The sequence below is a fragment of the Sediminispirochaeta bajacaliforniensis DSM 16054 genome, assembly GCF_000378205.1.
Lineage (GTDB): Bacteria > Spirochaetota > Spirochaetia > DSM-16054 > Sediminispirochaetaceae > Sediminispirochaeta > Sediminispirochaeta bajacaliforniensis.
In genome coordinates, this window is record NZ_KB899409.1 from 1 (window position 1) to 12,467 (window position 12,467).

A 12,467-nucleotide genomic window follows, 5' to 3' on the forward strand; every position below is an offset into this window, starting at 1 on the left:
GCCCAATCAGAGAAAAGAGGGAAAGGAAGAAGTACCGACGCGTTAGCTCAAAGGATCAGAATGATCTTATCTTTCTTATCAGAAAGGAGGTGATCCAGCCGCACCTTCCGGTACGGCTACCTTGTTACGACTTCACCCCCCTTACTAGGCATACCTTCGGCACCGTCCTCCGTTACCGGTTAGACTAGCGACTTCGGGTACCCCCAACTCGGGTGGTGTGACGGGCGGTGTGTACAAGGCCCGGGAACGTATTCACCGCGCCATGCTGATGCGCGATTACTAGCGATTCCACCTTCATGGAGTCGGGTTTCAGACTCCAATCTGTACTGAGAACGGCTTTTTGCGATTTGCTTGACCTCGCGGTCTCGCGACGCTCTGTACCGTTCATTGTAGCACGTGTGTAGCCCAGGACATAAGGGCCATGATGACTTGACGTCGTCCCCACCTTCCTCCGGTTTGTCACCGGCAGTTCCATCTGAGTCCCCAACTTAATGATGGCAACAGATAGCAGGGGTTGCGCTCGTTGCGGGACTTAACCCAACACTTCACAGCACGAGCTGACGACAGCCATGCAGCACCTGTATAGCGGCCCCGAAGGGAAGCGGTATCTCTACCACCGTCCACCATATGTCAAGCCCTGGTAAGGTTTCTCGCGTATCATCGAATTAAACCACATGCTCCACCGCTTGTGCGGGCCCCCGTCAATTCCTTTGAGTTTCACCCTTGCGAGCATACTCCCCAGGCGGTGCACTTATCGCGTTTGCTTCGGCACCGACCCCAACGGGCCGACACCCAGTGCACATCGTTTACGGCGTGGACTACCAGGGTATCTAATCCTGTTCGCTCCCCACGCTTTCGCGCCTCAGCGTCAGTCTATGGCCAGAAGCTCGCCTTCGCCACCGGTGTTCTTCCTAATATCTACAGATTTCACCCCTACACTAGGAATTCCAGCTTCCCCTCCTAAACTCTAGTACAGCAGTTTCAAGCGCGTTTCTCCAGTTGAGCTGGAGCCTTTCACACCTGACTTGCCATACCGCCTACGCGCCCTTTACGCCCAATAATTCCGAACAACGCTCGCCCCTTACGTGTTACCGCGGCTGCTGGCACGTAATTAGCCGGGGCTTTTTCCTCGGTTAACGTCATCACCCATCCATTTCCTGATAGGCTTATTCCTCTCCAAGAAAAGAACTTTACAACCTTTCGGCCTTCTTCGTTCACGCGGCGTCGCTCCGTCAGGCTTTCGCCCATTGCGGAAGATTCTTAGCTGCTGCCTCCCGTAGGAGTCTGGGCCGTGTCTCAGTCCCAGTGTGGCCGTTCACCCTCTCAGGCCGGCTATCCATCGTCGCCTTGGTAGGCCTTTACCCCACCAACTAACATAATGGACCGCAGACTCCTCTTAGGTCGACGCCTAAGCGCCTTTCCTCTATCACTCTTATGAATAAAAGAGCTTATGCGGTATTACCCCATGTTTCCATGGGCTATCCCCCATCCCAAGACAGATTATCTACGTGTTACTCACCCGTTCGCCGGTCTCAAAAGTCCGAAGACTTTCTACCCCTCGACTTGCATGCTTAAAACGCGCCGCCAGCGTTCGTTCTGAGCCAGGATCAAACTCTCCATTATAGTATGTTCAACATCCGAAGATGTTGAGTTCTTACTTATAAAAAGTCCTTATCCCAACCCGTTTTCGCTCGCGTCGGATACTTTTCTTCCCTTCCCTATTTCCTCTGACAAAGATCCTTTCTCACTCACAAAAGCTCCTCACCTTCATGAGCGTGACGCCAGTTGTACCAAATCCCCTCAACCTTGTCAAGCAGATTCAGACGCTTTTTGCGGTTTATTTTCAACCGGCTCTTACCAACCGAACCACGGTCAAACCGTTGCTCAATCAGTGAAGCGTATTATATCAACAGAACATCTTGTGTCAACCAAATTTGCAAAACTTACGATAAAAAAACGCTTACTCATCCATTGGTGCATGCTCTTCGCCTTCTGCGGCATCAAGATGCTGTAAAGCTTCCCGCTTCTCGGCCAGCCGAGTCGATACATCTTCAAGCTCTGCAAGTATATCCCGTAGCTCTGTGGTGCGCGAAGATACAGAACCGCGCCCCTCCTCTACAAGAAGATGAAATACAGAAGAACCAAGACTGCTGACAAGATCGTCATGTCGAGCCTGAAGCTGCCGAATTTCCAATGAAAGGACACTATAATCACCGATATCCCTGGCCCGTTCTTTGGCCCGATCAAAGAGCCGCCTGGAAGAATCCACTCCGCTTTTCAGCCCTTTTTCAACCCTTTTCTTCCAATCCTTCATATATAAAAGGTAAGAAGATATCATGGCAAAATCAAGAGACAAACCATGCCACTCTTGTGTATACTGGGTTTTAATGGATGAATCGCACACACCCTTTTATCGTCGCTGCATCAATTGCGGAGCATGGATCGAAGAGGGTTCACGTATTGCCGATAGATTTTGCAGCATCGAATGCTCACTTCGCTACAAGCGTTGCGGGAACTGCGGAGCTTATTATCACGCCGCAGGCGACAAGGGTGAGACGGTATGTCCGGTGTGCGGATATCGTCAGGAACAGAACGAAGAGGGAGGAACATAGTATGAGACTCATTTTTCTCGGCCCTCCGGGAGCCGGTAAGGGAACCATAGCGGTAAAAGTGAAAGAGGCGTATCAGATTCCCCACATATCAACCGGCGACCTTTTTCGAGAGGCCATTGCCAATCAGACTCCTCTAGGAAAAAAGGTCAAGGCTATTCTCGACAGCGGAGAGTTGGTGCCTGATGAGGTGACGGTGGAGATGGTAAAGGAACGCTTATCTCGTTCGGATGTAAAGGGTGGATTTATCCTCGACGGATTTCCCAGAACAACGGGACAGGCGGATGCACTCAAGGCCTTTGCATCCGTGGACATGGTGATCAACTTTGTGCTGAGTGAAGAGAAGATTGTCGAACGCCTTTCCGGCAGGCGAATAGCAAAAAAATCCGGCAGGGTGTATCACGTAAAGTATAATCCTCCGGCAAAAGAAGGAATCTGCGACGAAAGCGGAGAGCCCTTGATCCAGCGCCCGGACGATAAACCGGAAGCAATCAAAAACCGACTACGGGTCTATGCGAAGCAGACGGCACCGCTTATCGATTACTACCAAAAAGAGGGAAGTCTCGTCGATATCGATGCAGCCCCCTCCCCCGAAGAGGTGTTCGAATTGGTACGAACGGCCCTTTCGAAGCTCTCATAGCAGGGATCAGGGAGAGGCTCCTTTTTTCGAGGCATCCAGAACCTGCCGGATTGCATCCGGATCGAGGAGGTCCGGCTCGGAAAGGAGCTTCTCTATTGCAGCATCATCCGTGAATCCGGCATCAAGGGCGAGGCGAAGCTCTTCAAGCCCTTCCTGATAACGTTCCAGATCGACGAGAAGTATACGGGCAAAATCAAATGTAGCTTCAGCCGTAAGTGTGCCGGCATCGGATAGTTCCTGATAATACGTGACGGCCTCTTCAGGCCTTCCCTGATCGGCAAGAAGAGTAGCGAGCCGTAGTTTGAGAGCCAATTCATCGTCTTGTTTTTCGGCCTCTTCGGAAGGTCTCGTGCCCGAAGAAGCGGCCCCTGCCCCGCCCTCCGGCTCACCCTTTGTCTTCAGGGCTTTTGTAAGCCAGATAAGCTCATCCCCCGGCATAAAGGCCCCGGAAGCAAGATCGGCAAGCCTGAGGTAAAGCTTACGCTTGCCAAATCCGGCAACCGTTTCATCCTTCCATTCGTCGGCCGACGGCCTGAGGATATCGAAGGCTTCACGATAAGCTCCCCGGCGTTCAAGGAGCAGAGAAAGGTTGAGTGCAGCAGGGCCATAGCGCTCATGTTTTTCAAGAAGCTCCCGATAGAGGCGCTCCGATTCATCATCCCGACCTTCCAACATGCAGCCATAGGCAAACAGTTCAGAGACAAGCACATTCTCAGGGTAACGTCGATGAAGGTCTTCTGCCTGACGACTGCCATATCGAATATCGCCAGCTAAAAAAGCGAGGCGTGATGATTCATACTGATAGCGCAGGGAACCAGGTTCAAGCTCAAGAGCCGCTCGAAAGGCGTCAAAGGCCTCTGCATAGCGGCCATCCTCTTCAAGCAGCATCCCGCGTCCGGACTCGCTTTCCGCCAGTCGACGAGATAGAACGGCATCGCTCATACAGCCGGAAAAAAGCAAGAGAAACAGGGCACAAGAAATAAACAGCCGCCGTCTCATACGACCGTCAGCCAAGCACTGTTTCCTCAATTTCCTGCACCTGGGAACGATAAAGACTGGCGATATTCGCTCCGTAATCGGCAATAAGCTGGATAATATTCCGGGGTCGGTCATCCTCATCAATGCCGTTGATCCGGTCTCCGGCATCCCCCAGACCGGGAAGAATATAGGCATCCTCATTGAGAACGGGATCCATCCAGAGCGTATAAACCTCGACATTATCAAGGGCCCGAACAATGCGAAGTGCTCCCTTAAGAGCCGATATTACATTGATACACTTGATAGATCGGGGCTGCACCCCTTGGCTGAGAATATATTTCACGATGGTAACAAAACTGCCGCCGGTGGCATTCATGGGATCGGCAAACACGAGATCCTTTCCCTGAAGCTCCTCCAGGGAAAAATAGGAACGCTCCAGATCGAGAATATACTCCATGTTGTACTCTTTCTTTGCATCGTCACGTTTAATCTTAAAAAGGGCAAAAGGGGTAACATAATTGGTCGAACTATATTCCTGGATCTCCTTGCTGACGATCATCGAAGGAAGCAAGGCGCCGCGAAGCATAACGCACATGACCGTGTTTTCAATGGCTTCATCGACATCGGGAATTTTGTGAACGGCAAAGTTCTGTACAGGAAGAACGACAGGAGTTTCGGCAATGAGATAATTTTTTTTCGGACTATGAGACTCAACAAACGAGAGATTAAAGAGCATCTCATAGGCACGCTGAATATAGTAAACAAACTCATCATGAGGGGTATCTACCGTTCGGAGCTTGGCAATCAGACGAGAGGCCTCACCATGCACCTCATCGGGAGTGTCGAAACAATAGACATGGACATGATCCTCCCCCTGGACAATATCCTGCATCTTTTTTCCCATTCGGTCGTAGACATCGATAAGGCGTTGCTTTGCATCACTGAGACGGCGCTCATTAGCGGCCTTGTTCAGAACCTCGAAAATTTGCTGAGCCTCATGATAGAGACGATCCATCTCCGATAATTGCTGTTTATCACTGTCCGTGAGATATCCATCCAAATCTGTCGCTTTTAGGACAATCTTACTCATTCTTCTTCTCCTGCTATGTATGCAGCACCACTCTACCCCATCTCCGGGACACCGTCAATTCTCGCTTTTTTCCGCTTTTTTTGCCGACAGATTGACTTTTCGAAATTGGGAGATATACTAATGAAGGAAAAGAATATAAAGGAGTTTTAGTGCATGAAAAAGCGAATTTTTGTGGTCGGCCTACTTCTCTTGTTTACGACAAGTGCAAGTGTTTTCTCCCTCGGAATCGGTGCGGCCTTCGGACTAAACGGAATCGGAGATGAAAACACCGGCGGCAATATCATGCTCAGCGCAAAACTTGACCAGCTTCCTATGGTGCTCGGGCTTTCATATAATCTTGACGATCCTTTTTCCTTTGGTCTTTATGGTGATTGGCAGATGGTTCGGCAGCCCCTCGTTAATTTTGTAAATATTTATGCAGGTCCCGGTTTCTTCTTCAGCTATACCGATGTTTCCGATGATGCGGTCCAGCTCGGACTCAGAATCCCCGTGGCTCTTTACATCTTTCCCGTTGATTTTCTCGAGCTGTTCCTCGAGGTAGCTCCTGCTTTTAGCTTTGTTCCAGAAATCGATCTCGGCTTCCAGTCGGCGCTTGGTTTTCGTTTCTGGTTCAACTGATACTAAAACTATTATTGCATCCGTTCCGGCCGTCCGCGTTTAGCCTGCGGGCGGTCTTTTTATTTCCTTTGCCTTTTCCGCCGCCATTCTCTACAATAGTGCTATGAGCGATGAATTCGATCTTTTCGACGATCTTGAAGAAGAGGCAGAGACACCTTACCTGCTCTTTTCCGTGGGGAAAAGACTCTTTGCAGTCGAAGCCCTCCAAACTCGAGAGATGGTTAAGCTTCCTGAGACCGTTCCGGTCCCGGAACAGGCGCCGTGGGTACGAGGTATCATGAGCTTGCGGGAAAAAACATATCGGGTCATAGATTTCAGGAAACGGATTGGCATGAAGGGAAGCCGAGAAGAAATCAGTGATCTGGCAGAAGAGCTTGATAAGCGAGAGGCAGAACATAAGCAGTGGCTCAAAGCACTTGAAGAGTCTCTTGCCAATGGGTCAGAGTTTACAGGTGAAGAGAATCCGCACCAATGCGGCTTCGGCCGTTGGTACGACCACTACAAATCCGACAACGTGAACGTAACAATCGAATTAAAGAAGTTCGAAGCACCCCATCAGCTTATTCACGAAACGGCACATCAGGTTTTATCGCTAAAACAAAAAGGCAAAAAAGAAGAAGCAATTACGTTGATCAGACAGCGAAGGGAAGGCGAACTTGCAAAGATGATTGAGCTTTTCGAGAGTCTAAAGGCAACGCTTTTTTCAACCTTGAGAGAAATCGCAATCATCATCGATTCAGAGACTCATCCAAGTGCGATTTGCGTAGATACGGTAGTCTCAGTGGAACCCCTGGAAAAAGCGGCTTCGGCAGAATTTGTCTTTGCCCAAGACAAGGCCTCTTCCCTGAGCAGAAATGCGGTGATAGGCAAAAGGCTCGGCGGAGAAGAACTGGTGCTCATCCTTGATCCCGAATGGATTCTCAACGAAACGGAAAATAGTGACCGGACCTTCCAATAGGAAAATCCGGCCACGCATGCCGAAAATACTACACCCGTTCGATCCGTGCCACGACTCGCGCTTCCGGATCGGGGCATGCGACAAGCGCAACGCCGTCCTGTTCCCAGCGCAAACTTCCGCCGGCGGCAAATGACATACAGGTTGGGAAAGCGACAAAAAAGAGTTCCGGACAAAAACCATCGCTGTTCTCCAATTTCATGCAGCCATGGTCCCTTATGATGAACGAGTCGCCTTTTTTCAGGCCCGCCGAACAGTGGCCAAAGATCGATTCAACCGTCACTTGTACCGAATGCCTCATGCGGCCACAACCCCCTTTCTCTTTGATGTACGAAAAAGATACACAGCAATGAATAAACACACTGCAAGACTGATGACATTTACCAGAATGAGGTGGCTTAATAAGCCGAGACCACCCACTAATAAAAGCAGCTGGGCAATCCGATCAAGTTTCATAAAAAGGAAACGACTGAAACCGGCAGAGAGAAACAGCACGCCGAAAAAGGCGGAGCCCACAGAAAGAACGATCGAAAGCGGAGTGCCTATTGCCATAAGGGCGGGGTTGTATACAAAGGCAAAGGGAACAAGGAAGGCCACAATGGCCAGTCGACAGGCGGTCAAAGCCGTTTTATTATGATCCGCACCGGCAATCCCTGCAGCTCCATAGGCAGCAAGGGCAACAGGAGGCGTCAGCGCGGACGCGATACCGTAGTAATAGACGAAAAAGTGTGCTGGTAGTACCGCAACCCCCATATCAAGCAGTGCAGGTACCGTCAGGGCCGATACAATGACATAAACGGCAGCTGCAGTCATTCCCATGCCGAGAACGATGGAACTCACCATGGTCAGCAACAATACGACAAAGAGACTGTTTCGCGAAACAGCAAGAATCATCGAGCTGAATTTGATCCCGAGTCCCGTCCCGGTAATGACACCGACTACTATTCCGGCAACGGCGCAGGCAACGGAGACCATGACGGTGTTTTTCGCCCCCTCTTCCATTGCCGCCAGAATATCCCAGATGCCCATGCGGGTCTCTTTCCGAATAAAGCTCAAAAGAACCATGGCAACGATTCCGACACTGGCGGCAAGCATCGGGCTATAGCCCATAATCAGCATGGCAGCCAAAATGATAATCGGCAGGAGATAATACCAGCCTTTTTTCAGGACCTCTCTTTTGGACGGAATATCTTCATCACGCATAGGCCCAAGACCGAGCCGTTTAGCCTCAAAATGGACCATTGCCAACACAGCAGAAAAATAAAGGAAGGCAGGGAAGATTCCCACCAGCATGATCTTTGAATAGGGTGTATTGGTAAACTCCGCGATAAGAAATGCAACACTTGCCATAATCGGTGGAGTGATCATACCGCCATTGCTTGCAGCCGCCTCTATCGCAGCCGCGAAATGAGGCTTGTACCCCACACGTTTCATAAGGGGAATGGTGATACTACCGGTAGCGACGGCATTTCCCACACCGCTTCCGTTGATTGTAGCCATCATGGCACTGGCAACCACGGCAGCCTTTGCAGGCCCTCCCCACATCTTCCCTGTCAAACCGAATGCAAGATCAATAAAGAAATTTCCCGCACCACTTTTATTGAGGAAGGCAGCAAAAAGAATAAACATGATGACATATTCTGCAGCAACCTTTATCGGAATACCCAATATGCCTTTCGTTTGGTTGTAAATAAAATCGACAAAGCGGCTTATACTCATTCCCCGGTGATAAAGCGACGAAGGGAAAAGAAAACCGAAAAAGGCATAAAAAAGAAAACAGGCGGCGATGATCGTCACTGCCCATCCCAGCTTTCTTTTGCTTGCCATCAACGTCACCAAAACCAGCAAAATGCCGATAACGATATCGCCGTGGTTCGGTCTGCCCATTCTCAGAATAATGTGTTCATAATCGAGAAATGAATACAACGCAATCGCGGCCACGAGGATAAGGAAAAGAACAGAAATCACTTTTTTTATCTTTCCCGCCTGAGGCATATTCAGGTCGGTCAAGAACGCAATCATTAAGATACAAACAAGATGTATCATTCGGTGAAGCCAGCTTTCGAGTAGACCCGTAAAGCCGGTATAAAGGCTAAAGCCGCTCAGGGCCAAGGCAAAAAGACAAAGCAGAACCTCTCCCACCCTTATCTTTCGGATTCCACCCGAGCGGAGTTTCTCGACTATCGTATCGCCAGAACTTAGCTCTTCAGTCATAGTTGTGTCCTTCTAAACAGCAATTCCGGTCCGCCTCAACAACGAACCGGAATCACAGGTTTTTACTGGATGAGTCCGATTTCTTTGTAATATCGTCTGGCTCCGGGATGAAGGATACTCTGATCAATCCCCAAGAGAGCATCATCTCCGATCTCGACACCTTCAATCTGATTAAGCTTGTCCTTATTTTCAAGGATCGCCTTTGTCAGCTGATATACAAGCTCCTCAGGAAGATCATTGTTGGCAAAAAAGACGGAAGTATGGCCGATGGTCAAAGCGTCGCTATCCTGCCCTCTGTAGGTTCCAGCCTTGATCGTGCCTTTGAAATAACCGAGATTTTCTGCAAGAAACTGGTCCAGCTGTTCCTTACTCAGGCCTATGATCCGTGCCTTATTGGTGGCATCAATCTCCATGACGTTGGAATTCGGCACGGCCCCTTTGAAAGCGGCCATATCCGCATGACCGTCTTTGAGCAGGCTTGGAGCCTCCCCCCAACTGACGAAGCTTACCGATCCACCATTCGCCTTGATTGAATCGTAGGAAAAACCGTAGAGATTGCAAACCGCTCCGGTCAAGGCTTCAATCCCCCATCCCTTTGGCCCCGGAAGAATCCGCTTGTCACCAAGCTGACCGAATTCGGTAATACCACTATCTGCAAGAACGGTAAACTGAACATAGTCGACGGCAAAGTTCATGATAGCCGAAATATTATCTATTCCGTCTTCGGCAAATACCCCTTTTGCATCAAGGGCATCTATAACATTCGGGAGACTGGCCATACCGACATCCAGGTCACGACCTTCATTCGTGAGCCGAACATTACTGATTGCGCCTCCTTCAATAACCGAAACGGAGACATCGGGCATTTCCGTTTTCAGGATTTCGCTGATCTGGGCAGCCAACAGATACCACGAACCGCCTGCGCCTCCGGCCCCTATGATGATATTCCTTCGTTCACCATCTTTCTGTCCAGAGGCAAAAAGAGGAAAGCTTACAAGTAGTGCACACAGTACAATACCCACCAAAATCTTGTTTTTTCTGGATTTCATATCCTTAACTCCTTTTAGTTGTTGTTTTCTTGGTCCGCTAAAACATGTATTTGCTCATTTGCACCTCCCCTGCACCGACCAATGATTTTCCGGCGGCAATAAGCAGAGTCCAGTAGGCAAGACGCCGGCCCAGAGATAGCAGCGAATTTTCCGCCTCTTCATCAAAAGAAAGGACATCCTTTCCCTTATCACCACTCCAAACCATCGCCCCGGAATAAAAGCCCGGCTCTCCGCCGACATAAACAATTCCACGTGTCAAGCAGGCATGAACAATATTACTGATCGTAAGCTCCTGCCCGCCGTTGCGTCTTCCTCCCACGGCAATGGCGGTAGCAAGCTTGTTTCGGAGCTTACCTCCGTCCCGATCATGCAACGCCCGCATACGGCTAAAAAATGCCGACAGCTGCGGAGTCATATTCATCGCATATACAGGAGAAGCAAAGATAAAAGAATCTGCTTCAAGCAAAGATTCATATAACGGCGTCATGTCATCCTCTATGACACAACGACCTCCGTTTCGCTTGCAAGCGTTGCAGTGATTGCAGGGGGCTATCTTTTTTCCTTTAAAAGAGACAAGTTCAACATTCAAATCATCGGGGGAAAATGTCCGCGCCCCTTCCAGGGCAACCTGCAGGCTCTCATACGTTGCAGCCTTTCTGGGACTCCCGACTATCCCTAAAATCTTCTTCTGCATAACAAAAACCCTTATGATCAGTTTTGATTATAATACAATAGGTCTGATGAGCTGTCAACCTGACCTTAACAAAAGGTAGTGTTCTGAAAATTGGTGATACATAGCGTATAATCACCAGGATTCGGAACACTATAAGGGCTCAAAAAAAGGCCGTCCGGTAAAAACCGGACGGCCTTTAAGGCATCTCCTGGGGGAGTTGAACCCCCGTTGCCGGGATGAAAACCCGGTGTCCTAACCACTAGACGAAGGAGACACGATGTAGAGTGGATAATATCCACCGAAAAACCTTCTGTCAAGATGGCTCAAGCATATCACAAGAACCTTCTTTTCTGAGCCGCACAGGGTTCGAACCTGTGACCCACGCCTTAAAAGGGCGTTGCTCTACCTACTGAGCTAGCGGCCCAATTGCTTGTGCGGTGGCACTATACCAGTGGTCAAAAAAAATGTCAACCTGCTTTCGGTTTTTAATAACGAAACTCAAAGCCCAGCTGCAGATTATACACAGGGCTCATTCCAGGCTCGGTCGATCGCTCGGTTCCAAACATCGAGGCATTTAAGGTAAACCACTTAAGGTTGACGCCTATTCCGGCAGCAGGCAGCCCTTCGGAAAACCCAAGGCGAACCGCAAGGATCCGAAGCATGGTCAATTCCGCCCCCAAGCTTACGTGAAGAACAGGGTTGACAGCCAACGTCGGATACAACCAAAAATCCAGCAGATCAGCATAATCAAGATAGAAATTTACTGTGCTTATAAAGAGATTTTTTTCCGATAGATCGAGAAGATAGCGTGTACCTATGTTCAAAGTAAAGGGGACCACCCCATACTCCTGCGAGAGCTCCGCATCACCATCAAGGAAGGCCTGGAGGCTTGCGTAGTTTTTTTTACTTGTCGGTGTATACACATCCTTTCCCGTAAGGCCGACGAACAAACGATCTTGCCAACTATAGAGCAGCCCAAGATCCATGCCGATTAGGTTGATAAAAGCAAATGGCTCGTCGTCGGTAAACTGTGAGGGATCAAAATCCTGAATATCGACAGCGGTGACCTCCGCCTCCAGCTCGCCACGAAAGCCCCCCTTGAGCAGGACACCTCCGTCGAGCCTGTGCCCCTCCGGCATTATATTAATGGGAAAGGAGTAGCCTCCTACAAGAAGCAGGTCCTGCCGAACCCTGGCGGTCGCAGCCAACGGAGTATAACTGGACAAAAGCACATCCGAGGTCCCGATAATACCGAGCCCAAGGCCGTTTCCGACATAGCCGAAAGAAAGAGGCCCGCTGAGCCCGAGGCCTGCGTAGATACCTGTCAAAAGATCACCGATCGAGGTAAGATCGGTATCCCCGCCGATAATAGCATCGGCGATGGAAAAAATGGGCCCTTTCAGTCCAAGGGTAATCTCACCCCATGAAACCTCTTCACCACTTTCAAAAAATCCGGCGGGATTTGTATAGATGGTGGTAAAACCGTCGGCATAGGCGGCATGGAGGCCTCCCATCCCCGTCAAACGGGAAGAGAGACCGACCATCGGATCCTCGTAATAATCGGAGGCATAAAGCAACGACGAAACGGGAAAAACCAAAAGGTAAGAAATCATCATGCGTAGAAAAATTTTCCGCATTACG

12 protein-coding genes, 2 tRNA genes and 1 rRNA gene are annotated in these 12,467 nt (G+C 49.7%); 4 read left to right on the top strand and 11 right to left on the bottom strand.

The annotated features are described in order from the left end of the window. Positions 1–82: 82 nt before the first annotated feature. Positions 83–1,623, bottom strand: a 16S ribosomal RNA gene (locus F459_RS0104455). A gap of 337 nt (positions 1,624–1,960) precedes the next feature. Further along, positions 1,961–2,314, bottom strand: coding sequence for a hypothetical protein (locus tag F459_RS0104460; protein WP_051086152.1), 354 nt, complete (start codon positions 2,312–2,314; stop codon positions 1,961–1,963). Positions 2,315–2,387: 73 nt separating this feature from the next. On the opposite strand from F459_RS0104460, the gene F459_RS23905 reads away from it, so the two are divergent. Both F459_RS23905 and F459_RS0104465 read left to right on the top strand, forming a co-directional pair. Continuing rightward, entirely contained in the window at positions 2,388–2,612 is a 225-nt protein-coding gene (locus F459_RS23905) for a hypothetical protein (RefSeq protein WP_154651624.1), read from the top strand. Position 2,613: 1 nt separating this feature from the next. Further along, positions 2,614–3,249 (top strand): adenylate kinase, encoded by a 636-nt coding sequence (locus F459_RS0104465; RefSeq protein WP_020611535.1) that lies wholly within the window; start codon positions 2,614–2,616, stop codon positions 3,247–3,249. Between the two features lie 6 nt (positions 3,250–3,255). On the opposite strand, the gene F459_RS0104470 is transcribed toward F459_RS0104465, so the two are convergent. Both F459_RS0104470 and F459_RS0104475 read right to left on the bottom strand, forming a co-directional pair. Beyond that, positions 3,256–4,263: a tetratricopeptide repeat protein gene (locus F459_RS0104470; RefSeq protein WP_245540080.1), complete on the bottom strand. Its 1,008-nt coding sequence runs from the start codon at positions 4,261–4,263 to the stop codon at positions 3,256–3,258. Further along, on the bottom strand, positions 4,256–5,317 hold the full coding sequence (locus tag F459_RS0104475; RefSeq protein ID WP_013254118.1) for a uracil phosphoribosyltransferase: 1,062 nt from the start codon (positions 5,315–5,317) through the stop codon (positions 4,256–4,258). Before F459_RS0104475 ends, F459_RS0104470 begins: the two co-directional genes overlap by 8 nt. A 153-nt stretch (positions 5,318–5,470) precedes the next feature. On the opposite strand from F459_RS0104475, the gene F459_RS0104480 reads away from it, so the two are divergent. Together F459_RS0104480 and F459_RS0104485 are read left to right on the top strand one after the other, a co-directional pair. Further along, positions 5,471–5,935 (top strand): hypothetical protein, encoded by a 465-nt coding sequence (locus F459_RS0104480; RefSeq protein ID WP_020611537.1) that lies wholly within the window; start codon positions 5,471–5,473, stop codon positions 5,933–5,935. Between the two features lie 103 nt (positions 5,936–6,038). After that, positions 6,039–6,893: a chemotaxis protein CheW gene (locus F459_RS0104485; RefSeq protein WP_020611538.1), complete on the top strand. Its 855-nt coding sequence runs from the start codon at positions 6,039–6,041 to the stop codon at positions 6,891–6,893. Between the two features lie 28 nt (positions 6,894–6,921). On the opposite strand, the gene F459_RS0104490 is transcribed toward F459_RS0104485, so the two are convergent. The 7 genes from F459_RS0104490 to F459_RS0104520 all read right to left on the bottom strand — a co-directional run bounded on the left by F459_RS0104490 (position 6,922) and on the right by F459_RS0104520 (position 12,463). Beyond that, positions 6,922–7,191, bottom strand: coding sequence for a TIGR04076 family protein (locus tag F459_RS0104490; protein WP_020611539.1), 270 nt, complete (start codon positions 7,189–7,191; stop codon positions 6,922–6,924). Further along, on the bottom strand, positions 7,188–9,104 hold the full coding sequence (locus F459_RS0104495) for a TRAP transporter permease (protein ID WP_020611540.1): 1,917 nt from the start codon (positions 9,102–9,104) through the stop codon (positions 7,188–7,190). Before F459_RS0104495 ends, F459_RS0104490 begins: the two co-directional genes overlap by 4 nt. Before the next feature lie 62 nt (positions 9,105–9,166). Further along, complete coding sequence (locus tag F459_RS0104500; RefSeq protein ID WP_020611541.1) at positions 9,167–10,153, bottom strand: TAXI family TRAP transporter solute-binding subunit; 987 nt, start codon at positions 10,151–10,153, stop codon at positions 9,167–9,169. Between the two features lie 37 nt (positions 10,154–10,190). Further along, positions 10,191–10,847: a flavodoxin family protein gene (locus tag F459_RS0104505; protein WP_020611542.1), complete on the bottom strand. Its 657-nt coding sequence runs from the start codon at positions 10,845–10,847 to the stop codon at positions 10,191–10,193. A 181-nt stretch (positions 10,848–11,028) separates the two neighbouring features. Continuing rightward, a tRNA-Glu gene (locus F459_RS0104510) sits at positions 11,029–11,100 on the bottom strand. Between the two features lie 77 nt (positions 11,101–11,177). After that, positions 11,178–11,250 (bottom strand) — tRNA-Lys (locus tag F459_RS0104515). Between the two features lie 61 nt (positions 11,251–11,311). After that, entirely contained in the window at positions 11,312–12,463 is a 1,152-nt protein-coding gene (locus F459_RS0104520; RefSeq protein WP_020611543.1) for a hypothetical protein, read from the bottom strand. Positions 12,464–12,467 lie beyond the last annotated feature (4 nt).

Coding starts and splice junctions, on each gene's coding strand:
- F459_RS0104465 (WP_020611535.1), top strand. CDS start 2,614: ATGAGACTCATTTTTCTCGGCCCTCCGGGAGCCGGTAAGGGAACCATA.
- F459_RS0104475 (WP_013254118.1), bottom strand. CDS start 5,317: ATGAGTAAGATTGTCCTAAAAGCGACAGATTTGGATGGATATCTCACG.
- F459_RS0104495 (WP_020611540.1), bottom strand. CDS start 9,104: ATGACTGAAGAGCTAAGTTCTGGCGATACGATAGTCGAGAAACTCCGC.
- F459_RS0104500 (WP_020611541.1), bottom strand. CDS start 10,153: ATGAAATCCAGAAAAAACAAGATTTTGGTGGGTATTGTACTGTGTGCA.
- F459_RS0104505 (WP_020611542.1), bottom strand. CDS start 10,847: ATGCAGAAGAAGATTTTAGGGATAGTCGGGAGTCCCAGAAAGGCTGCA.
- F459_RS23905 (WP_154651624.1), top strand. CDS start 2,388: ATGGATGAATCGCACACACCCTTTTATCGTCGCTGCATCAATTGCGGA.
- F459_RS0104485 (WP_020611538.1), top strand. CDS start 6,039: ATGAGCGATGAATTCGATCTTTTCGACGATCTTGAAGAAGAGGCAGAG.
- F459_RS0104520 (WP_020611543.1), bottom strand. CDS start 12,463: ATGCGGAAAATTTTTCTACGCATGATGATTTCTTACCTTTTGGTTTTT.
- F459_RS0104460 (WP_051086152.1), bottom strand. CDS start 2,314: ATGAAGGATTGGAAGAAAAGGGTTGAAAAAGGGCTGAAAAGCGGAGTG.
- F459_RS0104490 (WP_020611539.1), bottom strand. CDS start 7,191: ATGAGGCATTCGGTACAAGTGACGGTTGAATCGATCTTTGGCCACTGT.
- F459_RS0104480 (WP_020611537.1), top strand. CDS start 5,471: ATGAAAAAGCGAATTTTTGTGGTCGGCCTACTTCTCTTGTTTACGACA.